This window comes from Methyloparacoccus sp. NF-16, from assembly GCF_056880625.1.
The window spans coordinates 1,355,151-1,381,767 of record NZ_CP174130.1 but is presented as its reverse complement, the minus strand read 5'-3'; the positions used below and the strand labels follow the sequence as shown (position 1 = coordinate 1,381,767).

21 protein-coding genes, 8 tRNA genes, 1 pseudogene and 1 other annotated feature are annotated in these 26,617 nt (G+C 63.9%); of the genes and pseudogenes, 13 read left to right on the top strand and 17 right to left on the bottom strand.

Annotated features, from left to right (window positions below):
- The first annotated feature begins 7 nt into the window (after positions 1 to 7).
- From ACH5N8_RS06660 to ACH5N8_RS06645, 4 genes are all read left to right on the top strand, one after another.
- Positions 8 to 1,819 (top strand): GTPase, encoded by a 1,812-nt coding sequence (locus tag ACH5N8_RS06660; protein WP_483282975.1) that lies wholly within the window; start codon positions 8 to 10, stop codon positions 1,817 to 1,819.
- Between the two features lie 7 nt (positions 1,820 to 1,826).
- A complete protein-coding gene (locus ACH5N8_RS06655; protein ID WP_483282974.1) occupies positions 1,827 to 3,518 on the top strand; it encodes a GTPase in 1,692 nt (563 codons plus the stop codon).
- A gap of 159 nt (positions 3,519 to 3,677) precedes the next feature.
- Positions 3,678 to 4,427 carry a globin domain-containing protein gene (locus ACH5N8_RS06650; protein WP_483282973.1) on the top strand — a complete coding sequence of 250 codons (750 nt, stop codon included), beginning with the start codon at positions 3,678 to 3,680 and terminating at the stop codon, positions 4,425 to 4,427.
- 11 nt (positions 4,428 to 4,438) lie between these two features.
- Positions 4,439 to 5,101, top strand: coding sequence for a class I SAM-dependent methyltransferase (locus ACH5N8_RS06645; protein WP_460027129.1), 663 nt, complete (start codon positions 4,439 to 4,441; stop codon positions 5,099 to 5,101).
- A 103-nt stretch (positions 5,102 to 5,204) separates the two neighbouring features.
- On the opposite strand, the gene fusA is transcribed toward ACH5N8_RS06645, so the two are convergent.
- The 5 genes from fusA to ACH5N8_RS06620 form a co-directional block, all read right to left on the bottom strand.
- The gene (gene fusA / locus ACH5N8_RS06640) at positions 5,205 to 7,289 is read right to left on the bottom strand and encodes an elongation factor G (RefSeq protein ID WP_483282972.1); all 2,085 of its coding nucleotides are present in this window, start codon (positions 7,287 to 7,289) and stop codon (positions 5,205 to 5,207) included.
- 236 nt (positions 7,290 to 7,525) lie between these two features.
- Positions 7,526 to 7,601, bottom strand: a tRNA-Glu gene (locus tag ACH5N8_RS06635).
- 20 nt (positions 7,602 to 7,621) lie between these two features.
- A tRNA-Ala gene (locus ACH5N8_RS06630) sits at positions 7,622 to 7,697 on the bottom strand.
- A gap of 43 nt (positions 7,698 to 7,740) precedes the next feature.
- Positions 7,741 to 9,144: a glutamate--tRNA ligase gene (gene gltX, locus ACH5N8_RS06625; protein ID WP_483282971.1), complete on the bottom strand. Its 1,404-nt coding sequence runs from the start codon at positions 9,142 to 9,144 to the stop codon at positions 7,741 to 7,743.
- A 131-nt stretch (positions 9,145 to 9,275) separates the two neighbouring features.
- A complete protein-coding gene (locus tag ACH5N8_RS06620; RefSeq protein ID WP_460027132.1) occupies positions 9,276 to 10,754 on the bottom strand; it encodes an AAA family ATPase in 1,479 nt (492 codons plus the stop codon).
- Positions 10,755 to 10,839: 85 nt separating this feature from the next.
- Here ACH5N8_RS06620 and uvrC point away from each other — a divergent pair, with 85 nt between their 5' ends.
- The 4 genes from uvrC to ACH5N8_RS06600 all read left to right on the top strand — a co-directional run bounded on the left by uvrC (position 10,840) and on the right by ACH5N8_RS06600 (position 13,547).
- Positions 10,840 to 12,675 carry an excinuclease ABC subunit UvrC gene (gene uvrC / locus ACH5N8_RS06615; protein ID WP_483282970.1) on the top strand — a complete coding sequence of 612 codons (1,836 nt, stop codon included), beginning with the start codon at positions 10,840 to 10,842 and terminating at the stop codon, positions 12,673 to 12,675.
- A gap of 9 nt (positions 12,676 to 12,684) precedes the next feature.
- Positions 12,685 to 13,281 (top strand): CDP-diacylglycerol--glycerol-3-phosphate 3-phosphatidyltransferase, encoded by a 597-nt coding sequence (pgsA, locus tag ACH5N8_RS06610; RefSeq protein WP_460027134.1) that lies wholly within the window; start codon positions 12,685 to 12,687, stop codon positions 13,279 to 13,281.
- Positions 13,282 to 13,299: 18 nt separating this feature from the next.
- Positions 13,300 to 13,375 (top strand) — tRNA-Gly (locus tag ACH5N8_RS06605).
- Between the two features lie 98 nt (positions 13,376 to 13,473).
- Positions 13,474 to 13,547: transfer RNA gene (locus ACH5N8_RS06600), tRNA-Cys, on the top strand.
- A 120-nt stretch (positions 13,548 to 13,667) separates the two neighbouring features.
- Here ACH5N8_RS06600 and ACH5N8_RS06595 read toward each other — a convergent pair.
- Positions 13,668 to 14,339 carry a response regulator gene (locus ACH5N8_RS06595; RefSeq protein ID WP_483282969.1) on the bottom strand — a complete coding sequence of 224 codons (672 nt, stop codon included), beginning with the start codon at positions 14,337 to 14,339 and terminating at the stop codon, positions 13,668 to 13,670.
- A 531-nt stretch (positions 14,340 to 14,870) separates the two neighbouring features.
- On the opposite strand from ACH5N8_RS06595, the gene ACH5N8_RS06590 reads away from it, so the two are divergent.
- Positions 14,871 to 15,347 carry an SRPBCC family protein gene (locus ACH5N8_RS06590; RefSeq protein ID WP_483282968.1) on the top strand — a complete coding sequence of 159 codons (477 nt, stop codon included), beginning with the start codon at positions 14,871 to 14,873 and terminating at the stop codon, positions 15,345 to 15,347.
- Here the strand turns inward: ACH5N8_RS06590 and ubiG are convergent.
- The gene (gene ubiG, locus ACH5N8_RS06585) at positions 15,331 to 16,074 is read right to left on the bottom strand and encodes a bifunctional 2-polyprenyl-6-hydroxyphenol methylase/3-demethylubiquinol 3-O-methyltransferase UbiG (protein ID WP_483282967.1); all 744 of its coding nucleotides are present in this window, start codon (positions 16,072 to 16,074) and stop codon (positions 15,331 to 15,333) included. The genes ACH5N8_RS06590 and ubiG overlap by 17 nt on opposite strands.
- Positions 16,075 to 16,192: 118 nt before the next feature.
- Between ubiG and purE the strand changes: the two genes are divergently transcribed.
- On the top strand, positions 16,193 to 16,681 hold the full coding sequence (gene purE / locus ACH5N8_RS06580) for a 5-(carboxyamino)imidazole ribonucleotide mutase (RefSeq protein ID WP_483282966.1): 489 nt from the start codon (positions 16,193 to 16,195) through the stop codon (positions 16,679 to 16,681).
- A 522-nt stretch (positions 16,682 to 17,203) separates the two neighbouring features.
- A pseudogene (locus ACH5N8_RS06575) lies at positions 17,204 to 17,609 on the top strand (IS3 family transposase); the annotation flags it as partial.
- Positions 17,610 to 17,826: 217 nt separating this feature from the next.
- Here ACH5N8_RS06575 and ACH5N8_RS06570 read toward each other — a convergent pair.
- Positions 17,827 to 18,975, bottom strand: a complete 1,149-nt coding sequence (locus tag ACH5N8_RS06570) for an IS3 family transposase (RefSeq protein ID WP_483282965.1) — start codon at positions 18,973 to 18,975, stop codon at positions 17,827 to 17,829.
- 277 nt (positions 18,976 to 19,252) lie between these two features.
- Between ACH5N8_RS06570 and ACH5N8_RS06565 the strand changes: the two genes are divergently transcribed.
- Complete coding sequence (locus tag ACH5N8_RS06565) at positions 19,253 to 20,428, top strand: 5-(carboxyamino)imidazole ribonucleotide synthase (protein ID WP_483282964.1); 1,176 nt, start codon at positions 19,253 to 19,255, stop codon at positions 20,426 to 20,428.
- Between the two features lie 60 nt (positions 20,429 to 20,488).
- Here the strand turns inward: ACH5N8_RS06565 and hpnR are convergent, their stop codons facing one another.
- From hpnR to ACH5N8_RS06550, 3 genes are all read right to left on the bottom strand, one after another.
- Positions 20,489 to 22,036, bottom strand: coding sequence for a hopanoid C-3 methylase HpnR (hpnR, locus tag ACH5N8_RS06560; RefSeq protein ID WP_483282963.1), 1,548 nt, complete (start codon positions 22,034 to 22,036; stop codon positions 20,489 to 20,491).
- Positions 22,037 to 22,297: 261 nt separating this feature from the next.
- Complete coding sequence (locus ACH5N8_RS06555) at positions 22,298 to 22,744, bottom strand: hypothetical protein (protein WP_483282962.1); 447 nt, start codon at positions 22,742 to 22,744, stop codon at positions 22,298 to 22,300.
- Between the two features lie 65 nt (positions 22,745 to 22,809).
- Positions 22,810 to 23,451, bottom strand: a complete 642-nt coding sequence (locus tag ACH5N8_RS06550) for a carbonic anhydrase (protein WP_483282961.1) — start codon at positions 23,449 to 23,451, stop codon at positions 22,810 to 22,812.
- 369 nt (positions 23,452 to 23,820) lie between these two features.
- Here ACH5N8_RS06550 and ACH5N8_RS06545 point away from each other — a divergent pair.
- Positions 23,821 to 25,052 (top strand): IS3 family transposase gene (locus ACH5N8_RS06545; protein ID WP_483282500.1). Its coding sequence is split into 2 segments (ribosomal slippage): positions 23,821 to 24,112 and positions 24,112 to 25,052, totalling 1,233 coding nucleotides; the frame shifts between segments, so codons are not numbered across the junction.
- Positions 24,099 to 24,215: a sequence feature (AL1L pseudoknot), on the top strand. (Overlaps the previous gene by 117 nt.)
- 31 nt (positions 25,053 to 25,083) lie before the next feature.
- Here the strand turns inward: ACH5N8_RS06545 and ACH5N8_RS06540 are convergent.
- The 6 genes from ACH5N8_RS06540 to fchA form a co-directional block, all read right to left on the bottom strand.
- Positions 25,084 to 25,341: a hypothetical protein gene (locus tag ACH5N8_RS06540; RefSeq protein WP_483282960.1), complete on the bottom strand. Its 258-nt coding sequence runs from the start codon at positions 25,339 to 25,341 to the stop codon at positions 25,084 to 25,086.
- Between the two features lie 154 nt (positions 25,342 to 25,495).
- A tRNA-Lys gene (locus tag ACH5N8_RS06535) sits at positions 25,496 to 25,571 on the bottom strand.
- A 28-nt stretch (positions 25,572 to 25,599) separates the two neighbouring features.
- Positions 25,600 to 25,675 (bottom strand) — tRNA-His (locus tag ACH5N8_RS06530).
- A gap of 21 nt (positions 25,676 to 25,696) precedes the next feature.
- Positions 25,697 to 25,773, bottom strand: a tRNA-Arg gene (locus ACH5N8_RS06525).
- A 4-nt stretch (positions 25,774 to 25,777) separates the two neighbouring features.
- A tRNA-Pro gene (locus ACH5N8_RS06520) sits at positions 25,778 to 25,854 on the bottom strand.
- A gap of 128 nt (positions 25,855 to 25,982) precedes the next feature.
- Positions 25,983 to 26,597 (bottom strand): methenyltetrahydrofolate cyclohydrolase, encoded by a 615-nt coding sequence (fchA, locus tag ACH5N8_RS06515; protein ID WP_483282959.1) that lies wholly within the window; start codon positions 26,595 to 26,597, stop codon positions 25,983 to 25,985.
- Positions 26,598 to 26,617: the final 20 nt, after the last annotated feature.

Genomic DNA, 26,617 nt, shown 5'->3' with positions numbered 1-26,617 from the left:
GGACGCCATGACACGCGCCGGTGCCCGCAACGCCATCGTGTACAATCCGCCGCATCCCGAAGCCGCTCCCGCCGACCTCATGCTCGCCTTTCTCCGCCTGCTGCAAGAGCGGTACCGCGCCCTCGCCGACGCCGCGCCAGGCACCGTACCCGGCCGCCGCGAAGCCCTGGCGCCGCTGCTGCCCTCGCTGGGTTTCGCAGAGGCCGTGCTGGAAAAACTGGCGTGGCTGGAAGGACAACAGCCCGCGCCGCCGCTGCAGATCGCCATCCTCGGCCCCACCCAGGCCGGCAAGAGTTCGGCGATGAACTGGCTCGCGGGCCTGGAGCTGGCCAGCATCAGCCCCCTGGCCGGCTTTACCGTGCATGCCCAGGGCTTCGCGCTCGCACCGGTGTCGGCGCCGCTGCTGCGGGATATGGAAGGCTATTTCCACGGTTACCGCCGCCTGCCCCGGGAAATGCTGGACGCCACCCGGCTGGACAGCTTCAGCCTGGACTCGGCGGAACCGACGACCGCGGAACCGGCGCTGCGGGATGCCGTGCTCTGGGACACGCCCGATTTCGACTCGGTGCAGTCCGGCGAATACCGTCATGCCGTGCTGCGGGTGGCAGCACTGGCGGACATCGTCGTCCTGGTCGTCAGCAAGGACAAGTACGCCGATCTGTCGGTGTGGGAATTCATGCGCCTGCTGCAACCTCTGGCGCAGCCGACCCTGATCCTGCTCAACAAGACCGACCCCGCCGCCCAGACCACGCTGCTGCGCTCGCTCGCCGGCAAGTGGCGCGATTTCCGCAGCGATCCGCCAGCCCCGGTGATCGCCCTGCCCTACCTGCAGAATCCGCCCGGACTCGCCGGCCTGGCGGCGGAACGCCAGCAGATGCTTGCCAGCCTCGCACAGGCCCGCCGGCAGGTACAGCGGGGGCGCTATGCCGACGCGTCCCGCCGGCTGCTGAGCGCCCATTGGCCGGCCTGGTCGGCGCCGGTGGTGGCCGAACACCGGCTGCAGGAGGACTGGCAACAGCGGCTCGACCAGACGCTGCAGGACTGCCTGAAGCGCTATCAGCGCGACTACCTCGATCATCCCCTGCATTACGAGACCTTCCAGCGGGCGCTGGGCGAACTGCTGACCCTGCTGGAAATCCCGGGACTTGGCAGCCTGCTCCAGGGAGCGCGCCGGATGGTGACCTGGCCGGTGCGGCAGCTGGGTCGCCTCGCCTCGGGCCACCGGCAGGCGATCGCCGGCGGCGAACCCGCGCTGCTGCGGCAGACCGCCGAGCACGCGCTCGCCCTGCTCGGCGAGAGCCTGCTGCTGGAAGCCGCGCCGGACCCGGTCGCGCAACGCTGGTGGAGCCTGGTCAACCAGCAGCTGTCGGCGCAGCGCGCCGCCATGCTGCAGGATTTCGACGCGGCCACCCACGCCTATGTCGAGGGCTTCCGGCCGGAAATCGAGCGCACCGCGCGCGGGCTCTATGCCCACCTGCAGGAACATCCGCTGGTCCTCAACAGCCTGCGCGCCACGCGGGTCACGACCGATGCCGCCGCACTTGCCATGGCCCTGCACACGGGCGGCATCGGCGTGCAGGACTTCGTCATCGCGCCGGCGATGCTGTCGGTGACCAGCCTGCTCACCGAAAGCACCCTCGGCCGCTACATGAACCGGGCCGCCGAGCAGCTGAAGCAACGGCAGCGCAGCGCCGTGGCCATGCTGTTCCGCACCGCCCTGTTCGAGCGCCTGGCGCAGATTCCCGGGCGCATCGACCCCGAGCTCCGCATCGGCATCGCGCCGGAAACCCTGGCCCAGGCGACAGCCCGCCTGCAGTGACCCGCCCATGAGCCCGAACTTCGACGATCTCCTCGACCGCGCGCGCGCCTGGGCCGAGCACACCGTGCGCGAGCGCTGGCTACAGGCCCGGGACATCCGCGAACTGAACGCCCTGGAAACAGCCAGCCCCGGCATGCTGTTCGAGGCCGGCAGCCATCGGCCGCTGGTGGCGGCGTTCTTCGGCGGTACCGGCGTCGGCAAGAGCAGCCTGCTGAACCGCCTGGCGGGACAGCCGATCGCCCGCACCGGCGTCGAACGTCCCACCTCGCGCGAGGTGTCCGTCTATCACCATGCCTCCATCCAGATCGCCCAGCTGCCGCGGGACTTTCCGCTGGACAGGGTACGCAGCGCGCCGCACCACGACGACGCCATGCGCCAGGTGCTCTGGATCGACATGCCGGACATCGACAGCGTCGAGCAACACAATCGCGAACTGGTGCTGGAGTGGCTGCCGCACATCGATGTGCTGGTCTACGTCGTCAGTCCGGAACGCTACCGTGACGATCGCGGCTGGCGACTGCTGCGCGAGCATGCCGGCGACCATGCCTGGCTGTTCGTCCTCAACCAGTGGGATCGCGGGATCGAGGCCCAGTACGACGATTTCCGCCGGCTGCTGAACACGGCCGGCTTCGACGATCCCGTCGTGCTGCGGACCGACTGCCGGGAAAATGCCGCCGAGCGCCGGCCGGACGACTTCCCCGAACTGCAGCGACTGCTGCGGCAGGTTTCCGAGCGGCACCTGCTCGGACAACTCGAAGCACGCGCCGAGCGGGCCCGGATCGCGAGCCTGCGGGAGGCCCTGCAGCAAACGCTCGCCCGGCTGGGCAGCGCTGCCGGCTATCGCGAGCTCGACCGCGCCTGGGAACGTATCTGGGCCGCCGCACAGGAGGATCTGATGGCCGGGCTGGCGTGGCCCATGCGCCTGACCGCCGCCGGTTTCGCCGGCCGCGACGCCAATCCGCTGGCCCGCGCCCTGGTCCTGAGCCCCGCGCTCCCGGAGGCAGAGAACCGGCCCGCGCCGGTACAGGCCCCGCTCTGGGACGACTGGGCCGAGGGCCGGGTGCGCGATGCCCTGAGCCAGCTGGTCGTGGAAGCCGGTCGCCTGGGGCTGCCGGCGCTGCCGCTGAAATCGGTGTTGGACCCGGTGCCGGCCGAGACCGGCCGGCAGGTGCTCGCCCGTGGCCAGCTGCGGCTGCGCCAGGCTCTCGCCCTGCCCGGCAATCGCCCGCAGCGGGTGGCGCTGCGGTTCATGGGCCTGCTCGCCGTGATCCTGCCGCTGGCAGCCTTGGGCTGGGCCAGCTATCAGGTCGTCACGGGCTATTACGAGAGCACCACCCGGCATCTCGATTATCTGGGCACCGACTTCGCCATCCACAGCCTGCTGCTGATCGGCCTCGCCTGGCTGCTGCCATGGTTTGCCTGCACGCGTCTGCGGCCCTCGGTCGAGAACAGCGCCCTGCGGGGCCTGCGCGAGGGCGTTGCCGCCGCCCTGGCCGCGCAGGCGGAGGCGGTCGGCCAGATCCTGGCGGAGGCCGACCGGCACCGTGCCGATACCCTCGCCGAGGGCGAACGGCTGCTGGCAGCGCTCCACTCGCTCACGCCGGCGCCAGCCGCCAGCGAGCCGGTGCCCGCGCTGCTGCAGCGCATGCTGCTGACCCAGGATGGCAACCCCTCGGCTCGCCGGGCGATGTCGCCCTGAGACTTTTGCCAGAGACATGCCCCGGATCGCATCGGAACATCCCGGCCAGGAGACCGTTTGCTGGGGTGTTCATGAATGCGGCAGACTTCCCGCCTGCAAGCCGGACCCGCGCTGGCTGCATCCCCCTAGCATCCCTTTCCGCCACAGGAGCCAACCTTCATGAGCGAAACCCTGGCCAATGTCTTCCGAAGACGGCATGACGCGGTACCCGCCACGCCGAATGCCAGCCTCTATGAACGCCTCGGCGGCGAGTCCACCGTCAACCGGGCCGTCGATATCTTCTACCGCAAGGTCATCGCCGATCCGCGGGTCAACTACTTCTTCTTCGGCGTCAACCTCAGCGAGCAGGCGGCAAAGCAGAAGTCCTTCCTGACCATGGCCTTCGGCGGACCGCACGCATATAGCGGGCGGGACCTGCGGGCCAGCCATGCCAGACTGGTCGGCATGGGACTCCGGGACCAGCATTTCGATATCGTCCTCGACCATCTGCGGCAGACGCTGGCGGAATTGCAGGTTGCCGAGGCGTTGACCGGGGAGGTCATGGCGATCTGCGAAAGCACCCGTGACGATATCCTCAACCGGGCGCCGTGCGAACCCGCCGCGCCGGGAAATGCCCCGGCAACCCGGCCATCGGCCTCGCCTGTCTCGGCACCGATCACATCCTCCGTGCCGGCAGCCAACGCCGGCGCCGCGGCAGTCCCGCCGGCCAGCGGGCCTCGCCCCGCCACGCTGGCCGGCATCCTGTCGCCGGTTCGCCACCGGCTCACCCCGACCAGCACCCTCCAGGAAGCTGCCGAGTGGCTGTCACGGCCCGATGTCGCGGCACTGCCGGTGGTCGACGCCGATGGCAGGCTGATCGGCCTGGTCACCGCGGCCGATCTCGTCCGGCACCTGAAGCAAACATCCTGAGAGGACTGGACATGGCAGGCAAGGCCCTGGCGCTGGGCGAGGAACTCTACGACTACCTGCTTGCCGCCACGCCGCGGGAGCACGATCTGCTGCGACAGCTACGCGAGGAAACCGCCACGCTGCCGGAGGCCATGATGCAGATCACGCCTGAGCAGGGCCAGTTCATGGGCTGGCTGACCCGACTCAGCAAGGCACGGCAGGTGCTCGAAATCGGTGTCTTCACCGGCTACAGCTCGCTCGCGGTGCTGCTGGCGATGCCGGCGGACGGACACATGCTGGCCTGCGACCTCAGCGAGAGCTGGACCGCCGTGGCCCGCCGCTACTGGGCACTGGCCGGCGTGGCCTCGCGCGTGGACCTGCGACTCGGCCCGGCGCTCGCCACGCTCAACCAGCTGCTGGCGGAGGGGCGCGAGAATAGTTTCGACATGGCTTTTATCGATGCCGACAAGGCCCATTACGATGATTACTACGAACGGGCGCTGGTTCTGGTCAGGCCCGGCGGCATCGTGGTGATCGACAACCTGCTGTGGAGCGGACGGGTTGCCGATCCCGCCGCCATGGACGCCGACACCCTGGCCATCCGTGCACTCAACGACAAGCTGCGGCACGACAACCGCATTGCTTACAGCCTGCTGCCGGTCGCCGATGGCCTCGGCCTGGCCCTGAAGCTCTAGCCGACCAATGCAAAAAGGCGGCCCACCGTTGCCGATGGGCCGCCTTCCGCGGGGTTCCTGCATCCGCCTGCCCCCCCTCGGGGCAGGCGGGCCGGACGAGCGCTTACTTGCTCGCGTTCCGCTCGTTGACTTCCTTGATGACCGCATCGGCCACCTGCCTCGGGCACGGCATGTAGTGCGAGAACTCCATGGAGAACTGGCCGCGACCGGAGGTCATGGTCCGCAGATCGCCGATATAGCCGAACATTTCCGACAGCGGCACTTCCGACTTGATGCGCACACCGGTGGCACCGGCTTCCTGGGACTTGATCATGCCGCGGCGGCGGTTGAGGTCGCCGATGACGTCACCGACATGGGACTCGGGCGTGAAGGTGTCGACCTTCATGATCGGCTCCATCAGCTGCGGTGCGCACTTCGGAATGGTCTGCCGGAACGCCGCCCTTGCCGCGATTTCGAAAGCCAACGAAGAGGAGTCGACGGCATGGAAGCCACCGTCAGTCAGCGTGACCTTGAAATCCACGCAGGGGAAACCCGCCAGCGTGCCTTTGTCGAGCATGCTCTTGAAGCCCTTTTCCACCGCCGGCCAGTATTCGCGCGGCACGTTGCCGCCAGTCACGGTGGACTCGAACACGAAGCCAGCCCCCGGTTCGCCCGGCTCGATGACGTAGTTGATCTTGGCGTACTGACCGGAGCCGCCCGACTGCTTCTTGTGGGTGTATTCGTCCTCGACCCGCTTGGTGATGGTTTCGCGGTAGGCCACCTGGGGCTTGCCGACGATGACCTCGACGCCATGGGTGCGCTTGAGGATGTCGATCTTGATATCGAGGTGCAGCTCGCCCATGCCCTTGAGGATGGTCTCGCCGCTTTCCTCGTCGGTGCCGACGTGGAAGGACGGGTCTTCGGCCACCATCTTGCCCAGCGCGATGCCCATCTTCTCGTTGCCGGCCTTGTCCTTGGGGGCAATGGCGATGGAAATGACCGGATCGGGGAAGACCATCGGTTCCAGGGTTGCGGGATTGTCCGGGTCGCACAGGGTATGACCGGTCTGCACGTTCTTCATACCCAGCACGGCCACGATGTCGCCGGCCTGGGCCGTATCCAGCTCCTGACGGTTGTTGGCGTGCATCTCGACAATGCGGCCGATGCGCTCGGTCTTGCCGGTGAAGGTGTTCAGTACGGTGGTACCTTTCTCCAGCTTGCCGGAATAGAGGCGCAGGAAGGTCAGCGCGCCGTAGCGGTCGTCCATGATCTTGAAGGCCAGGGCGCGCAGCGGACGGCTCGGATCGACGACCGCGAAATTGCCGGTCTCGTGGCCTTCCAGGTCGACTTCCGGCTGCGGCTTGACTTCGGTCGGGTTGGGCAGATAGTCCACCACTGCATCCAGCACCAGCTGCACGCCCTTGTTCTTGAACGAGGAGCCGCAATAGGTGGGGAAGAAGTCCATGTTGATGGTGCCCTTGCGGATCAGGCGCTTGAGGGTGTCGACATCCGGCTCTTCACCTTCCAGATACTTCTCCATGACCTCGTCGTCCTGCTCAACGGCCTTTTCGACGAGTTCGGCGCGCCATGTCTCGACATCCTCGACCATGTCGGCGGGAACGTCCTTGATCTCGTATTTCATGGGATCGCCGGAGTCGTCCCAGATCCAGGCCTTGCGGGTCAGCAGTTCGACCATGCCGACGAAGCCGTCCTCGCGGCCGATGGGCAGGGTCATCACCAGCGGGTGGGCGCCCAGGACGTCCTTGATCTGCTTGACGACGCGATAGAAATCGGCGCCGATGCGATCCAGCTTGTTGATGTAGATGACGCGGGCAACCTCGGAGTCGTTGGCATAGCGCCAGTTGGTCTCGGACTGCGGCTCGACACCGCCCGAACCGCAGAACACGCCGATACCGCCGTCCAGGACTTTCAGGGAGCGATAGACTTCGATGGTGAAGTCGACGTGACCGGGGGTGTCGATGATGTTGAACCGGTGGCCATTCCAGAAGCAGGTGGTCGCGGCGGACTGGATGGTGATCCCGCGCTCGGCTTCCTGATCCATGAAGTCCATGGTCGACTCACCTTCGTGAACTTCGCCGATCCGATGAATCTTGCCGGTGAGCTTGAGAATGCGCTCGGTGGTGGTGGTCTTGCCAGCATCCACGTGGGCGAAGATGCCAATGTTTCGGTAGTGCGTCAGGTCAGTCATGGAAATGCTCTACGGGGTTGATTGCTCTAGGGTTGGAGTCTGATGACCGGGGCGCTGCGTTGCCGCTGGAATCGTGGACGGCCGGGCCCGGGGAATTCGATCATGGGCAATTCGGAACCCGGCACCGGGACCCAAATGCTGGCCATACAAAAAAGGCGCCCAAGGCACCCTGTTTTGCAAAGCCGGATCACGGCCCACCGCGCGCTGCGGCGACTGCCTTCCGAACCCTCATGCAATGGCGTCCCCAGGGGGATTCGAACCCCCGTCGCCGCCGTGAAAGGGCGGTGTCCTAGGCCTCTAGACGATGGGGACGGAACGCATCACGTTGATGTTGGTGGAGCCAGCGAGGATCGAACTCGCGACCTCTACAATGCCATTGTAGCGCTCTCCCAGCTGAGCTATGGCCCCTCAACGTTAAGCTGTGCATTCTAGACAGCTTGTCCAGGCCTGTCTAGTCTTTTTTTTCGATCCAGTCGATCGCACGTTCGATGCGCGCGATCGACTTCGTCTGGCCCAGGATCGCCAGCGTCCAGTCGATCGGCGGCGACACCGACGTGCCGGACACGGCAACCCGCAGTGGCTGCGCCACGCCGCCCATCTTCAGACCCAGCGATTCGGCGGTGGCGGCAATGACGTCGTGGATGCTCTCCCGCACCCAGGGACGCAGGGCGGCCAGGGTATCGCACAGATGCCTGAGACCTCGCGCGGCGTCCTCGCCCAGGTGCTTGCGGGCGGCCTTCTCGTCGTAATGCTGGAAGTCCCGGTAGAAGAACACGCTGGCCTCGGCCATCTCGACCAGCGTCTTGCAGCGCTCACGCTGCGCCTTCACGACTTCGACGGGGTCCGGGCCCTCGGTCGGGTCGATGCTCAGACGCCCAAGATGCCAGCGCAGATGGTGGGCGACATGCACGGGATCGGAGTGCATCAGGTAGTGGTGGTTGAGCCACAGCAGTTTGTCGGGATTGAAGGTCGAAGCCGAATGATTGATGTCGGGCACGTCGAACGATTCGATCATCTGGTCGATGGAGAAGATTTCCTGATCGCCGTGCGACCAGCCCAGCCGCACCAGATAATTGAGCACCGCTTCCGGCAGATAGCCATCGTCGCGGTACTGCATCACGCTGACGGCGCCATGCCGCTTGGACAGGCGGGCGCCGTCGGCGCCGAGAATCATCGGCACATGCGCGTATTTCGGCAGCTCGGCACCCAGCGCCTTGAGAATGTTGATCTGGCGGGGCGTGTTGTTGACATGGTCGTCGCCGCGGATGACATGCGTGATGCGCATGTCGAGATCGTCGACCACCACCGTGAAATTGTAGGTCGGTGAACCATCCGAGCGGGCGATGATGAGATCATCCAGCTCGCTGTTGCGGACGACGATACGGCCCTTGACCAGATCGTCGATGACCACCTCGCCCTCGTCGGGATTGCGGAAACGCACGACCGGCGGCACCCCCGCCACCGGTGCCTGGCGATGGCGGCAGCGGCCGTCGTAGCGGGGTTTCTCCTTGCGGGCCATCTGCGCCTCGCGCATGGCGTCCAGCTCATCCTTGCTGCAGTAGCAATGGTAGGCCTTGCCTTCGTCGAGCAACTGCTGGATCAGCGCCTTGTAGCGATCGAAGCGATGCGTCTGATAGAACGGCCCCTCGTCGTATTCGAGCCCCAGCCAGGTCATGCCTTCGAGAATGGCATTGACGGATTCCGCGGTCGAACGCTCGAGGTCGGTGTCCTCGATACGCAAGACGAAGGTGCCGCCATGCTTGCGGGCGAACAGCCAGGAAAACAGCGCGGTGCGGGCGCCGCCGACATGCAGGTAGCCAGTCGGGCTGGGCGCGAAACGGGTACGTATGGTCATGCGGTTAAGGTCCTGAAAAACAGACGGCGCCCCGTCGGGGGCGCCGGATGAGGGAAAGCGGCAGGCGCCTGCCGAAAAGCGCGCATGTTAGCAAAGCCGGCTGCCGGCCAAGGCGGGTAAATCCGCCCGCGCTAGGCAGCCTTCTTGGATGCCGGCGTCGCCCGGGTCTGCGACCACTGGCGCAGATGCTTGATCTGCTCCTCCATCGTGCGCGACAGCGGCACCATCCGCGCCGAGGTGTAGGTGATGTCCTTCTCGTCGAAGACCCGGCCCTCCTGGAAGGCATGGATGCGCGCCGCCTTGACGGCCTGCTCGATCTCCGCGCCGCTCCAGTCCTTGGTGACAATGGACAGGAGGTTCATGTTGAAGGTGTCGGGATCGGCGCCATAAGCCTTGATGTGGATGCGGAAGATCGCGCGGCGCTCCTCGTCGGAGGGCAGATCGAGGAAGAACAGCTGATCGAAACGGCCCTTGCGGATGACCTCGGCGGGCAGCTTCTCGATGCGGTTGGCGGTGGCGACGACGAACACCTGGGCCGGCTTTTCCTGCATCCAGGTGAGGAAGCTGGAGAAAATGCTGCTGCTGCCGCCCGTGCTCCCGCCCATGCTGTCATAGCCGAAACTGTTCTCCATCTCATCGATCCACAGTACTAGCGGCGAAATATTCTCGGCGGTCCTGAGAGCGCTGTCGAAGGCGTATTCCGGCGAGCCGAAGGCACCGGACATCACCAGGTTCATGTCCAGACGCACCAGCGGCAGGTTCCAGGCACTGGCAATGACCTTGGCCGCCATGCTCTTGCCGCAGCCGCTGATGCCCATGAACAGGATGCCGGCCGGCATCGGGATGCCGGTCTGGAAGGACTGCCGACTGAACAGGGACTTGCGGCTGAGCACCCACTCCTTGAGATTTTCAAGCCCGCCGACCTGGTCGACCTCGATGCTCTTGGAGATGAACTGGAGGCAGCCCTCCTTCTGCAGGGCAGCGGTCTTGTCGGCATAGATGTCCGGCAGGACGCTGTGCAGGTCGAAGCGGTTCTCGTGAATCCAGCCCTGGGCCAGATGCCGGACCTCGTCCAGCATCAGCCCCTTCATCGCCGTGGCACACTGCTGATACCAGGCCTCGTCGACGGCCGCCGCCTTGCCGGCCACGGCCAGCAATTCCTGCAGGTAGCCCAGCAGTTCCTGTTCGTCCGGCATGCCCATATCGACCAGCCACAGCTGCCCCTTGAGCTCATCCGGCAACAGGAGCCCCGGATGGGACATGAAGACGAAGCGGTTCTGTCCCGCCAGATCGCGGTAGAGATCCCGCAGGGCGCGCACCAGCACCGGATTGCCGGCGAACAGGGCCGGCAGATCGCGCAACAGATAGAAGCATTCCTGGTTACTCTGGCGCAGGATACGGATCATCTCCAGCGGCTCGGACAAGGCCGCATCGCCCTGGAGCCCCAGCGCCGTGCTCCAGAGCATGATCGGCCGGTCGTCGCCGTAATGAGCCCGGGAAAGCGCTGTCAGCTGACGCTCCAGCCGCTGCTCCTCGCGACTCTGTAGATAGATGAGGGGATACTGGTTGATCAGGCCCTTGACCAGGTGGGGATTCGGCTTGTCGTGCATGGGTGAATACCGGTAGCGATGAGGCTGCGTTTCCGCGCCGAAGCGTCTCATTATAATGAGCAACCGGTCACCCAGCCTGCCGCCCATGACCCCGCCCAGCGCACCGCTCTTCGACATCCCGGCGTTCCTCGACGCCCTTACCTCGCGTCCCGGCGTCTACCGCATGCTGGACGAGCGCGGCGAGGTGATTTACGTCGGCAAGGCGAAGAACCTGAAAAAGCGGGTTTCCAGCTATTTCAGCCACAAGGACTGCTCGCCCAAGCAGCAGGCCATGGTAGCCCGCATACACAGCATCGACGTGCGCGTCACGCACACCGAAGGCGAGGCGCTGTTGCTGGAAAGCCAGCTCATCAAGCAATACCGGCCGCGCTACAACATCACCCTGCGGGATGACAAGAGCTATCCATCCATCTACGTCTCCACGCACCAGCCCTTCCCGCGCCTGGCCTTTCATCGCGGCGCGAAGAGCCGGAGTGGGCGCTATTTCGGACCCTATCCCAGCGCCAGCGCCGTCCGCGAGAGCCTGAAGCTGCTGCAGAAGATCTTCCCCGTCAGGCAATGCCGCGACGCCTATTTCGAAAACCGCAGCCGCCCCTGCCTGGAGTACCAGATCGAGCGTTGCACGGCACCCTGCGTCGGGCTGATCGACGAGGCCGGCTATGCCGAGGATGTTCGGGACACGCTGATGTTTCTGGAGGGCGATGGCCGCCAGCTGGTCGACCAGCTGGCGCGGCGCATGGAAAAGGCTGCCGCCGAACTCCACTTCGAGAAGGCCGCCCGCTACCGGGACCAGATCGCCAGCCTGCGCACGCTGCTGGAAAAGCAGGCGGTGCACGGCGAGCACGGCGACCTCGACATCATCGCCTGCGCGATCCAGGGCAACGTCGCCTGCGTGCAGATGATCTTCATCCGTGGCGGCCAGCATATCGGTGACCGGAGCTTCTTCCCGCACATGCCCGAGGAACCCACGCCGGGTGCCCTGCTGCAGGCCTTCATCGGTCAGTATTACCTTGGCAAGCCGATACCAAGGGAAATCCTGGTCAATCACCCGCTCGACGATCAGTCGCTGCTGGAAACCATGCTGAGCGAGCACGCCGGTCACGCCGTGCGGGTCAGCGCGCGACTGCGCGGCGAGCGTGCACGGCGGCTGCAGCTGGCGGTGACCAATGCCGAGAGCGCCCTCGCGACCAGACTGAGCAACCGCCAGGATCTGCACGCCCGCTTTCTGGCGCTGGGCGAGGCCCTGCACTGCCCGGCCCCGACGAAACGGCTGGAGTGCTTCGACATCAGCCACACCCAGGGCGAGCTGACCGTCGCCTCCTGCGTGGTCTTCGACCGTCAGGGGCCGGTCAAGTCGGCCTACCGCCGTTTCAACATCGAAGGCATACAGCCCGGCGACGACTACGCCGCACTCGCCCAGGCCGTGAGCCGGCACTACCGGCGCATCCAGGCGGGCGAGATCGAGCCGCCCGATATCCTGTTCATCGATGGCGGCAAAGGCCAGGTGAGTGCCGTCAGCCAGGCACTGGCCGGGATCGGGTACCCCAATATCCGCATCCTCGGCATCGCCAAGGGACCGGATCGCAAACCCGGCATGGAAGTGCTGATTCCGGCGGAATCCGGCCGACCTTTCATGCTACCCTCTCATTCCCCTGCCTTGCTGCTGATCCAGCAGATCCGGGATGAGGCGCACCGGTTCGCCATCACCGGCCACCGGCAGCGCCGGGCCAAGGCGCGTCGGCAGTCCATGCTGGAGGACATCCCCGGCCTCGGCCCCAAGCGACGCCAGCAATTGTTGCGGCAGTTTGGCGGGCTGCGGGAGATCAGCCGGGCCGGGGTCGATGCACTGGCGCGCATCGACGGCATCAGCGCACAGCTGGCACAGCGGATTTACGACACCTTCCATGAACAGGAAACCTGAGTTTGCCTTATGGAGTTGAATCTCCCCACCTACCTGACCCTGCTGCGGATACTCCTGATCCCGGTTCTGGTGGTGCTGTTCTATCTGCCCTGGCCGCATGCGCACCTGGCCTGTGCCATTGTCTTTTCCCTGGCCGGGATCACTGACTGGCTGGACGGCTATCTCGCCCGGCGCATGGCACTCACCACCCATTTCGGCGCCTTCCTCGATCCCGTCGCCGACAAGCTTATGGTCGCCGTCACCCTGGTGCTCATCGTGCAGGCCGATCCCAGCCCATTGGTGGCTGTCGCCGCGGCCATCATCATCGGCCGTGAAATCACCATCGCCTCGCTGCGCGAATGGATGGCGGAAATTGGCGAGCGCAAGAAGGTTGCCGTCTCGGAGTTGGGCAAGTGGAAGACCACCGCCCAGATGGTCTCCATCACACTCCTGCTGCTGGGGATGGATGTCTGGCGCGAAAACCTGCAATACCTGGGGCAGTGGCTGCTGGTACTGGCGGCAGCGTTGACGCTCTGGTCGATGGTCATCTACCTGCGGGCCGCCATGCCGGCATTTTCGCGCGACATGAAGACCGTGGTTGTTGACAAGGCAAAAACAACCCCGTAGAATGCATGGCTTGTTGAGGCGGGAATAGCTCAGTTGGTAGAGCACAACCTTGCCAAGGTTGGGGTCGCGAGTTCGAGTCTCGTTTCCCGCTCCAAATGAATCATAAAAGCCGCTCCCGTAGCGGCTTTTTCATTCAGGGTGAACGAATTTCATCGCCGGGTCATCGACCAAGACTCCTGCGAATCCTCTCGCGGCGCGTTAGCAAAGCGGTTATGCAGTGGATTGCAAATCCATCCAGGGCGGTTCGACTCCGCCACGCGCCTCCATAAAATCAGGCAGTTACAGGAAAGCGATTCACAGGAATCGCTTTTTTTTATGTCCAAAATCGGCGCAGCGCCTGGAACAAGCGGCCTGCTCCATCCATCCGGGGGCAATCTCGCCGACTGCTAACCGACGGGCGTCGAATCAGGGGGCGGAGGCGGAAAACTCAGGCGCTGTTCGTAAGCCAGCCGGACCAGTTCCGACGTCGACTTCACGCCGAGCTTTTCCTTGATGGTGGTAGCGTAGTTGGCCACGGTCTTGATGCCGATCCGCAATTCCTGGGCAGTGTCCCGCACGCTGTAGCCCTGGGACATGAGGCGAAAGATGTCGAATTCACGCGGGGTCAGCTGCGCGACCGGCTGTTTGTCCAGCTGCCGTGTTGCACGGGCAAAGCGCTCGCGCAGGGCGGGATCGATGAACGCCTGGCCCGTGCTGCAGGCGACGACGGCTTCGACCAGCACATCGGGCTCGCTGCTTTTGCTGATGTAGCCCCGCGCCCCGGCATCCAGCGCGCGGGAGACGTAAACGGGCTCGTCATGGATGCTGAACATCAGGATGTTCGCCTCCGGATCCCGGGCAAGGATACGGCGAACCGCCTCCAGCCCCCCGAATCCCGGCAGGTTCATGTCCATCACCACGATATCGGGGTGGAATTTCTGATATTTCTCGCAGGCTTCCTCCCCCGTGCTGGCCTCGCAGATCACGCTCAGCCGGGATATCTGACTCAGCAACAATTGGTAACCCGCCCGGACTACGGCATGGTCATCGACCAGCATGATAGTGACAGGATCGTTCATGGCTCTACCTCTCGACCGATAATCAGGAACTTCCGGCATGCCAGCGAGCCGGCCGGGCTGCCAGCGCGACCATTGCAGGCCCCCGCATGCCTGGGCACTCCGCCCAACCCAGCCCTTCCCCGCTGACGCCTCGGGACAGTCGCGAGGTTTCCCATGCCTGACCGCACGCTGCCACCACGGCATTCCAGACCCCCCAAGAGGCGCCTCAGGCCCGGCTGGCCGCCATCAGTCCCGCCGCAAGTCCAATGGCAGATTCAAGCAAGACCAGAGGCCAGGTTTCGCGGGCACAGCGGCAGGATTGCGGAGCTTGGCGGCAGGGGGCGTCGGCCGTCACAATCACGGATGGCAGGAATCAGGCTAAGAGAGCCATATCCAGGGGTCAAGCGGCAGGAGCCTTGCCCACCCATCTTCAGGAATTCTTCCCGGATGTTTACTGGTTACCCGAGGCGCCCTGGCCGGCGGAAAATGCCCATGATCGGGAGCATTTGAAGGTCCAGGCTGTCAGTGGCGGCTCTGACTGACGAGGAAATCATGAGAATCCACCACCTGACCCGCTCGCAACCATTGCCCATCAGCTTGGCGGAAGCCTGGCCATTCTTCTCGACGCCGCGGAATCTGGAAGCGATAACGCCGGATTTCCTGCGCTTCCGCATCACCTCCGAAGTGCCCGAGGACATTTACGCGGGCCTGATCATCACCTACCGGATCGCTGCCGTGGCCGGTATCCCCATGACCTGGGTCACCGAAATCAAGCATGTGGAACACCTGTCTCGCTTCGTCGACGAGCAGCGCCTCGGCCCCTTTCGTTTCTGGTTTCATGAACACCGCTTCCGGGCGGCGGCCGAAGGCATCGTCATGGAAGACATCGTCCACTACGCAATGCCCTGGGGCTGGCTGGGCGAGCTGATTCACTGGCTGTTCATACGGCGACGGCTGAATGCCATCTTCGACTTTCGTCGCGACTACCTGGCGAGACGCTGGGTCAAGCCGGTCAGGCACCCGGCTTGACCGCCACCAGCAGATAATTGACGCCGAGGTACGACGTCAGGCGGAACCGGCGGGTGAACGGATTCACCGTCACACCGGTCCGCTCGACCACGGACAGCCCGTCATCCTTCAGGAGTCTCTCGATTTCGTCAGGCCGGGGAAACTTTCGCCATTGATGCGTACCCCTGGGCAACCAGCGCAACATGTATTCGGCGCCGACGATGGCAGCCAGAAAGGACGCCAGCGTCCGGTTGAGGGTCGCCACGAACATGATGCCGCCCGGCCTGACCAGGCTCGCGCAGCCGCGCATGAACAACGGCAGGTCGGTGACATGCTCGACCACCTCCATGTTGAGCACCAGGTCATACATGAGCTGTCGCTGCGCCAACTGTTCGACGGTACCGCACTCGTAGCGGATATCGAGCCCCTGCGCTTGCGCGTGCCGCCCGGCGATGCGGATGTTCCGTTCGACCATATCCACCCCGTGCACCTGGGCGCCCCAATGGGCGAGGGCTTCACTGAGAAGCCCGCCACCACAGCCGATATCGAGCACGCGCAGACCGCGCAGAGGTTTTTCCGCTGATCCGACCCATCCCAGCCGGCGAATCGACAGATCACGGATGTAACCTGCCCTGAGTGCATTCATGGCATGCAGGGGCCAGAACGGACCACTGGCATCCCACCAGAGGTTGGCCAGTTTTTCGAAGCGGGCCGCTTCGGCAGGATCGACGGTGGAGAGGGGTTTCATGGTGGTTTGGTCTCGCTGAGGCTGGATGAAGTTTCGGTGCTTTCGACCGAGGCAAGCCGGTTTGTCGTCATATCAGTCAACTAGGCTAGAATGTCCGCTTTTTTGCGGATGATCGACCATGGTTCAGATCGGCATCGTCATGGGTAGCGCCAGCGACTGGGACATCATGCAACTGGCAGCCCGCCAGCTGAAGGAACTGGACATACCCTGCGAGACCCGGATCGTATCCGCCCACCGGACGCCGGACCTGCTGTTCGAATACGCGGAAACGGCCCGTGAACGGGGGCTGACCTGCATCATTGCCGGTGCAGGGGGGGCGGCGCACCTGCCCGGCATGCTGGCCGCCAAGACAACGGTGCCGGTACTCGGGGTACCGGTGCCGAGCAGGTACCTGTGTGGGGAGGACTCGCTGCTGTCGATCGTGCAGATGCCCAAGGGCGTTCCGGTCGCCACCTTCGCCATCGGCGAGGCAGGCGCCGTGAACGCGGCGCTGTTCGCTACCGCGCTGCTGGCCAACCATGACGATGGAATACGCGAACGGTTGCAGCAGTTCCGCAACCGGCAGACACAAAGCGTGCTGGACGCCCAGCTGCCGGAAATCGATTGAGCCGCGACCACATGGGCTCCCCGACGCTCCTCTCCTGACGCCTGCGATGAAACACGCGCTGGCCAATGCCATGGCGGTCTCACGGGGAGCATTTTGCCACTGTAACCCGATGACCTAGAACGCTATTTCGCAACCTCGCGGCGTTCGTGTAGGGTTTGCGCAGTTGTGCTCTGGCGGATCAGCTTCACCAGAAGCTGATCCGATTCGACTTGTATCCCAACAGGTCCTGGCGATCTTCTAGCGATACCCCGGCTGCCCGCAGGCGTCGGCCGGAGGTATGCCGCAGATCGTGAACCCGCCCCATCGGCAAGTCGGCCCTCTCGCGTGCCATACGCTAAGCCTCGTTGTTCATCCGTGCTAGCCGGTTCCGTTTGCCCTTCCCGTTCTGATCAGTGAAGACAGAATCGGGATACAAGCTCCGCAGGCTGTCGACGACCGAACGGGCAATGCTGTTGAGCACCACCACAGGAACCTCAGATACCCCGTCATGCATTACCGTGCGCCCGACATCTAAAGAATATCGTATGGCATACCAACGGGCAGGTCTACGAGGCTGACAAGGTCTGGCTGCAGCGCACGGCAGGGGCAGCGTGTCGTGACACGCTGCCAGATACCTCGGCGCCGTGCCCGCTGGACCGCGTCAATCGGGTGTTCAAGGCCAGCCGCCCCACGAGCTGTGGGTGTCGGACTTACCGACGTCTCAACCTGGCAGGGCTGGCAGGTCAGTCGCACCATGCAGACTGACTTCGTGCCCCCGACGCCCTGGACCAGTCCCTGTCGCCTTGGTTCACCCTTCGGACCGGGACTCGCAATACCTGCCGATTCGCGACTCGGAGCGCCTCGCCGAAGCCGGCATTAAGCCTCGGTGGGTTGCCGGGGCGGCAGCTACGATAATGCGCTGGCCGAGTCCACCAGCGGGCGCTACAAGACCGGGGGGGACGTCATCAAGCGGTGTTCTGGTTTATCGCCGACAACCTGACCCGGTTGATGACGTTGCCAACCTTCATCCCGGTGCTCCAAGTGGCGACTGCCTGCGGCGGGGCGCGCCCGAGATTCGCCCAGCGGCGGGGTTCGGAGGCGAAAAAAGCCCCAAAAAGCCTCCAACCTGAACCGCCCCGAGAATTCCGGAGGCTCTCTGGTTTGAGTCATGCCACCCGGGCTGACTCGTCGAGTTGTCGATAATACGCGGCATCAGCTTCCGCCGGCGGGATGTTGCCGATGGAACGCAGCAGCCGGCGGTTGTTGTACCAGTCCACCCAGGTCAGAGTCGCCAGCTCCACGGCCTCACGGCTTTTCCAAGGCTGACGATGGATCACTTCCGCCTTGTACAGGCCGTTGATCGTCTCGGCCAGGGCGTTGTCGCAGGAATCGCCCACGCTGCCCACCGAAGGCTCGATACCGGCCTCGGCCAGGCGCTCCGTGTAGCGGATCGAGACATGCTGCACGCCTCTGTCACGGTGATGGATCAGCCCGCCCTGCACGGGCGGGCGGGCATGGGCATACCGCGCCTGCTCCAGAGCATCCAGCACGAAGTCGGTGCGCGCCGGGCTGGATACCCTCCAGCCGACGATTCGCCGGGCAAAGACGTCGATGATGAAGGCGGCATCGACAAAGCCCTGCCAGGTGGAGACGCAGGTGAAATCCGAGACCCACAGGGTGTTCGGGCGACTGGCCTGGAACTGGCGATTGACGTGATCCTGCGGGCACGGCGTCGCTCGGTCGCTGACAGTAGTACGAAGTGTCTTGCCACGAACCACACCACGCAGCCCCAGCCGGCGCATCAGCCGTTCGACCGTGCAGCGCGCCATGTCGAAGCCTTCGCGTCGCAGCTGTCGCCAGACCTTGCGTACGCCGTAGACCTCGACGTTTTCGCTCCAGACGCGCTGAACCTGGGCACAGAGTGCCTCATCCCGGCGAAGGCGAGTGGGCAGCCGTTCAGGGTCGGCCTTGCGGACGGCATGTTTGTAGTAGGTCGAGGGGGCCATCGGCAATACCTTGCCGATCGGTTCGACCCCGTAGGCCTTGCGCAGGATCTCCTTGGCCTGACGCAGTTCGCGGACTTCGCGCTCCAGCGCCTTGAGCCGCTCACGCTCCGTGGTAGTCAGCCCTTCGCGCTCGCCGTCGTCACGCTCGGCCTGACGCACCCAGAGCCGAAGTGTTTCAGGCGTACAGCCAATCTTGCCGGCGATGGAGCAGGTCGCTGCCCACCGGGATTCAGGCTCGTCCTGATGCTCGCGGACCATGCGTACGGCGCGCTCGCGGACTTCCGGGGAGTACTGGGTGGACTTCTTCATGGCTCCATCCTCTCAAAGGTTGGAGCCTCCGGGAAAGTCAGGGCGGTTCAACCCGCCCTGAGCGCCAAAGCGACACCGAGCGGACTGATTTTTTGACGGGACGGGTGGGCAAGGGAAATGGTGGAGGTTTTTCCCAGCCTGTCATGGAGCATCAGGTAACGCTATGCTGGATAGCTTTTGTGTAGTGGGCACATGCGAAAATATGTGCGCACAGGGTGATCAGTGCAATGGCCACCCTTAATAAACAATTGATCCACAAGGAACCAAGAAAGTCTAAATGGCTAGCTTCATACTTCCCAACGCCATGCTGGGCATCATCGGCGGCGGCCAGCTGGGCCGCATGTTCACCGTCGCTGCCCGCTCGATGGGGTATCGGATCACCGTTCTGGAACCCGATGCCGACTGCCCAGCCGGTACCTTGGCCGATGTCCACATCTGCGCGCCCTATGACGATGCCGATGCCCTGGACCGACTGGCGACAACCTGCGCGGCCGTCACCACCGAATTCGAGAACGTACCGGCCAGTTGCCTTGCCCGGCTGGCCGAGCGGGTAAAAGTCTCTCCCGCCGCCGCCAGTGTCGCCATCGCCCAGGACCGCATCGCGGAAAAACGCTTCATCGCCGAAGCGGGTCTGCGGGTGGCGCCGTATCGCGCTATTCACGGGCCGGTCGATCTCGACGCGCCGCTGGGCGACTGCCTGCCGGGCATTCTCAAACTGGCCCGCCTGGGCTACGACGGCAAGGGCCAGATTCGCGTCGGCACGGCCGAGGAAGCCCGATCGGCATTCCGCACGCTGGGCGAGAAACCATGCGTACTGGAACGCTTGCTCCCGCTCAGGACGGAGATCTCGGTCATCGTCGCGCGCACCGGTCCCGGCGAGGAAATCTGCTTTCCGGTGGCGGAAAACCGGCACGAAGGCGGCATCCTCGATGTCAGCATCGTTCCGGCGCGCATTGCACCGGCCGTGGCGGAACAGGCACGTGTCATGGCCCTGCGGCTGGCCGAGGCGATGGACTACATCGGCGTACTGGCGGTGGAGTTTTTCGTGCTGAATGACGACAGCCTGGTCATCAACGAAATTGCGCCCCGTCCCCACAACAGCGGGCACTACACGCTGGATGCCACGCTCACCAGCCAGTTCGAGCAGCAGGTGCGCACGCTCTGCGGCCTGCCGCCAGGCGACACCCGCCTGCTGAGTCCGGCCGTGATGGTCAACCTGCTCGGCGACATCTGGCAGGACGGCGAACCCGCCTGGGATCGACTGCTGAGCCAGCCGAATGTCCTGCTCCACCTGTATGGCAAGAAGTCGGCCCGCATTGGCCGCAAGATGGGCCATTTCAACGTGCTGGCGGAAGATACCGATGCGGCGCTGCACCAGGCGGATGACCTGAAATCGTCGCTGCGGCGGAATCGGGCGACAGCATCCGGTTCGCCGTCACCCTCGGAAAGCTGAGACATTCCCCGTCTTAGGGGGCGGCGCATCCACTTGCCCGGCCTGGCCTGCCGCGTGCCCTCAGAGCGCCTCGGACATGCGGGTCTCGTCGACGAAACGCTCGCTGGCATCGTCAAGCGAGCGCCCGCGCCGCCCCAGGTTCCTGTGCACATACAGGGTTTTTTGCCGGATGCGCTCCTCGGAGGGCGCCGGCGGCAGTGACATCTCGTACTTGACTGGCTGCCGGTGGTCCGCCAGTTGCAACTCGGGGTTGAAGACGCTGTTGAATTTCCACAGGCTGCGCAGGAAATTGGTCTGCCCGTGCAACAGGTGGCCACCGAGGATTTTCAGGGTGTCACGCACCGCAGCCCAGCCCATGTGTTTCTTGAACAGCACCTGCTGGGTCTTGACCAGTTCCGCATAGAACTCCGGCAGGGGCAGACGGGTCGGCAGCACCGCATGCTGAATGTCGAACAGCCGGTAATCGCGGGTGGTCAGCTTGCGCGATTCGGTAAGCCAGGATTCGGTGCCGGGATAGGGCGTGTTGACACTGATGTTGACGATCTCGGGGATTTCCATGCACCACTGGCGGATGACCTCGAAACGGTCGCGGTCCCAGTCCGGATCGGCGATGATGTTGATGGCCACCGTGATCCCCAGCGAGCGGGCGAATGCCAGTGCCTCGAAGTTCCTGCCCAGGCTGACCCGCTTGCGGAATTTCTGCAGCCCCTCCTCGTCGATGGCCTCGACCCCGAGAAACATGTATTCCATGCCGAGCTGCTTCCAGAACCTGAACACCTCCTTGTTGCGCAGCAACACATCGCCCCGGGTCTCCAGATAGTAGCTCTTCCTGATGCCATGGCGAGCGATGGCCTCGCCGATCTCGAAGCCGTGCTTGTCCTGGATGAAGGCCACATCGTCGACGATGAAGATACCGGGCTCGCGGATACGTTGCAGATCCTCGATCACCCGCTCGGTCCCCAGCACCCGGTAGCTGCGGCCGTAGAAGGTCCAGGCGCTGCAGAAGGAACAGTCCCAGGGGCAGCCACGCGAGAATTCGATGGAGGCACAGGGGTCCAGTGTGCCGATGAAGTACTTGCGGCGGTTGCGCAGCAGGTCGCGGGCAGGCCCGATGTCGTTCAGGTTCTCGACAAACCGGGGGGGTGGGCCTTCCCCCTCCAGCGTCACGGCGCCGGCAACCTGGGCGATGGCCGTCCGGTCCTCTTCCAGCGCCTCGAACAGGGCCGTGACACCGGATTCCCCCTCGCCCCGGATCACGCAGTCGATCAGGCCTTCACCATGATTGAGAAGGTCATGGGCAATAAAGGACGCGCTGTGACCGCCAACGAAAATGAAGCAGCCCGGTCGGCGCTGCTTCAGCGCCTTGGCCAGGTCCACCACCTCCGGAACATTGGCCAGATAGTTCAGGGAGAAGCCGACGACATCCGGTGCATAATCGTCGAACAGCCTGAACAGCGCCGCCTGAGGTTCCGCCTGCAGGTCGATGAGCCGCACATCATGCCCGCGACGCCGCACGGTCTCGCAGACCAGTTCCAGCCCCAAGGGCTCCAGCCGCAGAAAGATCTTCGTGTACATCAGCGGACTGGGATGAACGGCCAGAAATTTCATGAATGCGACCTCGCTGGAAAGGTTCGGTTGGCGATGAAATTATCCCCGTTTACGGAGAGAAACCCATAGATTTAGCCGTTGGCATGGGCGTGCCGATACGGCCTGACTTCGCGGGGCAGCGGACGAAAGCCGCCCGCATCGGACCGCTGCCCACCAGGTTGAGGGCAGGCGCGAATACCGCAAAGGTGCTGCGTCGAGCCGGCGGCGCGACGGGATTCCGTCCCCGCCACAGCCCCCGGCAAGAACATCGATCGGTGCCATCTACAGCAACAGCGCGCTGAAGGCCAACACCAGCGCCGGCGGCGTCAGGGTGCCCCAGTGCGCCAGCGCCCAAGAGCAAAACGCCCGCAAAGCCTCGCCCCGGGAGCAGAAACGGGCCCGGAACGCCCGGCGGGCACAGCACCAGATGCAGGCCGCCAGCATCATGAAGATGGTGAAGCCGACCCATGCGGTATACATCTGCGCGGTATGGCCCTCCACATGAAAGAGGGCCTCCAGCAGGTGCTCCAGCGCCAGTTCCAGCACCTCGATCAGAATGTGCAACATGTGCAGGATGGTGCCCAGGATGACGCCCCCGAACAGCCAGAAGACCAGCACCAGCAGGGAGTAGACGACGGCTGGGGACCGCCAGAGCCGCTGTGTTGCCCGGCTGCCGGATTCCTGCCGGCGTGGCAGGCCGACAGGGTGAAACGTGCGCGGGTATCTCATGTGACATCCTCCTCATCGCTCACAACTGGAAGGTATCGAGAAAACCAGCTCCGCCGGCCGGGGCATCAGGCCACGTCGGCGTACTCGTAGATGGGGCTGAGCTGACTGCCCGGCGGCAGGCTGATGAGCTCCTTGATGATCCCATCCTGCAAGCCGTAAACCCAGCCATGCAGTATCGGCCGGCGATCCTGGTTCCAGGCGCCTTGGATGATGGAGGTATGTGCCAGATTGTAAATCTGCTCGATGACGTTCAGCTCGACCAGGCGATGGACACGCGCATCCTCCGAGCCCAGGGCGTCCAGTTCCCCTTCGTGCAGCCGATAGACATCCTTGATGTGCTTGAGCCACTTGTTGACCATCAGCAGGTTGGGATTCTGTTTCTTCAGGGAGGCGCGGATGCCACCACAATTGTAGTGGCCACAGACGATGACATGGTTGACCTTCAGTACATCAACCGCGTACTGCAGCACACTGAGGCTGTTGAAATCGGTCGTGATGACCTGGTTGGCGATGTTGCGGTGGACGAAGATCTCGCCTGGCTGGGCATTGACAACGATCTCGGACGGCACCCGGCTGTCCGAACAGCCGATCCAGAGAACTTCCGGCTTTTGCACATCGGCAAGACGGCTGAAGAAGTTGGGATCAGCGAGCACCATATCCTGCGCCCAAGCCTTGTTCTCGAGCAGTAATTTTTCGAAGGTTTTCACTGGCGGCTCCTGGACTGTCTGAAGAGAATCGACGCGACATTACGTATTGCGTCGAAACCATTAAATCATGCCAACCGGCTCTCCACAACCAGCCACCGGCAAAAAAACCACTTTCTGGATCAGATTGGTTCATTTAGACCTGATCGGCGAGATAAGCTTCCGGGAGCGCCACAGCTGTCCGCGGGGCAGTGCGCATGGGATTCGTGGAGCAAAACCTCTATACGCGGGCCTGGCAGCTGGTGGGAGACAAGCCCCGGCGCTTGTCAAAAAAGCTGTCGCATCGAGCTAGATCGCTTTTGACGCCGGCACCGTCGAGACGTGAACGGCCCCGGGTTTTGAGGAGGCTCCAACACTTGAGAAGATGGAGCCATGAACAAGTCAACAAAGTTCTCACCCGAGGTGCGCGAGCGCGCTGTGCGCATGGTGCAAGAGCACCGGGGCGACTACCCGTCGCTGTGGGCAGCCGTGGAATCGATTGCGCCCAAGATTGGCTGCGTGCCGCAGACGCTGCTGGACTGGGTCAAGCGCGAGGAAGTCGATGCCGGCCAGCGTGATGGCCTGAGCAGCAGCGAGCGCGAACGCCTCAAGCAACTGGAGCGTGAGAACAAGGAGCTGCGCCGCGCCAACGACATCCTCAAGGCCGCCAGCGCGTTTTTCGCCCAGGCGGAGCTCGACCGCCGTTTGAAGAGCTGAAGCGCTTCATCGACCAGCACCGCAACATGTTCGGGGTCGAGTCCATCTGCCAGGTGTTGCAGATGGCCCCGTCGTGTTATTGGCGCCACGCGGCCCGCCGGCGCCGGCCTGAACTGCGCAGCGCCCGCGCCCAGCGTGACCAGGCCCTTGCGGCTGACATCCAGCGCGTGTGGCACGCCAACTGGCAGGTCTACGGTGCCGACAAGGTCTGGCTGCAGATGAACCGCGAAGGCATCCGGGTGGCGCGTTGCACGGTCGAGCGGCTGATGAGGCGCCTGGGGCTGCAGGGCGCGCGTCGAGGCAAGAGCGTTCGCACGACCACGCCAGATGCAGCAGCGCCGTGCCCGCTGGACCGGGTCAATCGGGTGTTCAAGGCCGAGCGTCCCAATCAACTGTGGGTGTCGGACTTCACCTACGTCAGCACGTGGCAGGGCTGGCTGTACGTGGCCTTCGTCGTCGACGTGTTTGCCCGGCGCATCGTGGGCTGGCGCGTCAGCCGCACCATGCAGACGGACTTCGTGCTTGATGCGCTGGAGCAGGCCCTGTACGAGCGTCAGCCCGCTGCCAATGCCCTGGTGCACCATTCGGACAGGGGGTCGCAATACCTGTCCATTCGGTACACGGAACGCCTGTCCGAAGCCGGCATCCGACCCTCGGTCGGGAGCAAGGGCGACTCCTACGACAACGCGCTGGCCGAGACCATCAACGGGCTGTACAAAGCCGAATGGATTCACCGCCGGGGCCCCTGGAAAACCAGGGAATCCGTGGAACTGGCCACCCTGCAATGGCTGCATTGGTTCAACCACATCCGACTGCTCAAGCCGATTGGGGGCATCCCTCCGGCAGAAGCTGAGGCAAACTACTGGCGGCAACTCGCCAGTGAGGCCGCCACATCGGCCTCAACTTAAACCAACTGGCCTCCTCGATACCCGGGGCCGTTCACTCAATCGCCAAGCGTGCCACATCGCGAAACTTGCGCGTGACAACGGGTAAGTTGCTGCGCCAGCGTATCTCCGCTTCGATCAGCAACTCATTGGCACGTTTTATGGCCGCTTGCAGATAGCTTTGCTTCGTCGATGCGCGTTGCCACGTACCCGCCACCTTAAAGCGACATTGCCACACGTCACTGCGCTCGCGCCGATAGACGACGAGCTGTTTAGGGATGATCGTATGTGTCGTCGCAGATTGCTGGGCCATGCTGCAACTGTACAGCCGGTCAGCAGAATGGACAATTCCTTTCCGTGTGCAACTCGTGACCCGCTCAGGTAAGTGTGTAAGCGGTGTGCAAGCAGATTTTAGGCATAAAAAAAGCGATCACATTGCTGTAATCGCTTGATTTAATTGTTGTTTTTGGTGGGCCGTGTAAGATTCGAACTTACGACCGATGGATTAAGAGTCCACTGCTCTACCAGCTGAGCTAACGGCCCGGAAACTTGTTACACCCGTCGGTGCGGGTGGGGTGACTGACGGGGCTCGAACCCGCGACAACAGGAATCACAATCCTGGACTCTACCAACTGAGCTACAGTCACCATGGCATGGGTCGCTGATGGTGGCGCGCTTGGCAGGACTCGAACCTGCGACCCTCGGCTTAGAAGGCCGATGCTCTATCCAGCTGAGCTACAAGCGCTTCTTGGTCGGGGTAGAGGGATTCGAACCCCCGACATTCTGCTCCCAAAGCAGACGCGCTACCAGACTGCGCTATACCCCGTAGAGCCTAACTTGAGTCGCTGCTGGACGCTCCATCAAGAAAGCGAATCATATAACCTTGTCAGGTGAAGGTCAAGACCTCATGACCATCCGAGACCAGTTCGCCGGTTGCCGGGTTTCTCGGTGGTCTCACAGCCTCGCTTTCACCGTCTCATAGGTGCTTTCAACCTGCTCGAGTCCGCGGAGCAAGCCGTTCAACTCCTCCTGCGCCGCCGCCACGAACGCCTCGTCACGGATGCTCCCCGTATTTACCTGCACGTTCAGGGCGGCGCTGCGCAAGGCCGCGCTGGCCGCCATCACGCCAACACCGGCATCGCTGATGACATTCCTGTTGCCCTTGTCGGCCACGGACTGACACAGCTGAATCAGCTCCATGCAGGCATGGGCACAGTCAAGCGGCACACGGGTGGCAGCCTTGAGGGCAGACTGGATACGCTCGCCGCGCGCGACCGGGTCAGGCTCCCTGGGTAACCGGTAAGCCGCCATGACGGTATCAAAGGCCTCGATATCGGCGGCCACCAAGGCCAGCATGCGGCCCCGCAATGCCTCGGCTGCGGGGAAGATCTCGGCCATCTCCGCATCCACCGACTCGTAGCCTTTCTTGCCCAGCGTCAATTGGCAAACCATCGCCACCAGGGCCGCGCCCAGAGCGCCCATGATGGCAGCAACACTGCCCCCGCCCGGCGTCGGCGACGCGCTGGCCAGTTCATCCAGAAATTGACGGATGGGAGTGTCCTGAATCATGCCGATATGCTCCTGCAAGC

What these genes read in the sequence shown, in the direction of transcription:
- ACH5N8_RS06595 (WP_483282969.1), bottom strand. Translation starts at nt 14,339, where the DNA reads ATGAACGATCCTGTCACTATCATGCTGGTCGATGACCATGCCGTAGTC.
- fusA (WP_483282972.1), bottom strand. Translation starts at nt 7,289, where the DNA reads ATGACTGACCTGACGCACTACCGAAACATTGGCATCTTCGCCCACGTG.
- ACH5N8_RS06565 (WP_483282964.1), top strand. Translation starts at nt 19,253, where the DNA reads ATGGCTAGCTTCATACTTCCCAACGCCATGCTGGGCATCATCGGCGGC.
- fchA (WP_483282959.1), bottom strand. Translation starts at nt 26,597, where the DNA reads ATGATTCAGGACACTCCCATCCGTCAATTTCTGGATGAACTGGCCAGC.
- ACH5N8_RS06650 (WP_483282973.1), top strand. Translation starts at nt 3,678, where the DNA reads ATGAGCGAAACCCTGGCCAATGTCTTCCGAAGACGGCATGACGCGGTA.
- ACH5N8_RS06555 (WP_483282962.1), bottom strand. Translation starts at nt 22,744, where the DNA reads ATGAGATACCCGCGCACGTTTCACCCTGTCGGCCTGCCACGCCGGCAG.
- ubiG (WP_483282967.1), bottom strand. Translation starts at nt 16,074, where the DNA reads ATGAAACCCCTCTCCACCGTCGATCCTGCCGAAGCGGCCCGCTTCGAA.
- ACH5N8_RS06655 (WP_483282974.1), top strand. Translation starts at nt 1,827, where the DNA reads ATGAGCCCGAACTTCGACGATCTCCTCGACCGCGCGCGCGCCTGGGCC.
- ACH5N8_RS06645 (WP_460027129.1), top strand. Translation starts at nt 4,439, where the DNA reads ATGGCAGGCAAGGCCCTGGCGCTGGGCGAGGAACTCTACGACTACCTG.
- ACH5N8_RS06660 (WP_483282975.1), top strand. Translation starts at nt 8, where the DNA reads ATGACACGCGCCGGTGCCCGCAACGCCATCGTGTACAATCCGCCGCAT.
- ACH5N8_RS06620 (WP_460027132.1), bottom strand. Translation starts at nt 10,754, where the DNA reads ATGCACGACAAGCCGAATCCCCACCTGGTCAAGGGCCTGATCAACCAG.
- ACH5N8_RS06570 (WP_483282965.1), bottom strand. Translation starts at nt 18,975, where the DNA reads ATGAAGAAGTCCACCCAGTACTCCCCGGAAGTCCGCGAGCGCGCCGTA.
- gltX (WP_483282971.1), bottom strand. Translation starts at nt 9,144, where the DNA reads ATGACCATACGTACCCGTTTCGCGCCCAGCCCGACTGGCTACCTGCAT.
- ACH5N8_RS06540 (WP_483282960.1), bottom strand. Translation starts at nt 25,341, where the DNA reads ATGGCCCAGCAATCTGCGACGACACATACGATCATCCCTAAACAGCTC.
- ACH5N8_RS06590 (WP_483282968.1), top strand. Translation starts at nt 14,871, where the DNA reads ATGAGAATCCACCACCTGACCCGCTCGCAACCATTGCCCATCAGCTTG.
- uvrC (WP_483282970.1), top strand. Translation starts at nt 10,840, where the DNA reads ATGACCCCGCCCAGCGCACCGCTCTTCGACATCCCGGCGTTCCTCGAC.
- pgsA (WP_460027134.1), top strand. Translation starts at nt 12,685, where the DNA reads ATGGAGTTGAATCTCCCCACCTACCTGACCCTGCTGCGGATACTCCTG.
- purE (WP_483282966.1), top strand. Translation starts at nt 16,193, where the DNA reads ATGGTTCAGATCGGCATCGTCATGGGTAGCGCCAGCGACTGGGACATC.
- hpnR (WP_483282963.1), bottom strand. Translation starts at nt 22,036, where the DNA reads ATGAAATTTCTGGCCGTTCATCCCAGTCCGCTGATGTACACGAAGATC.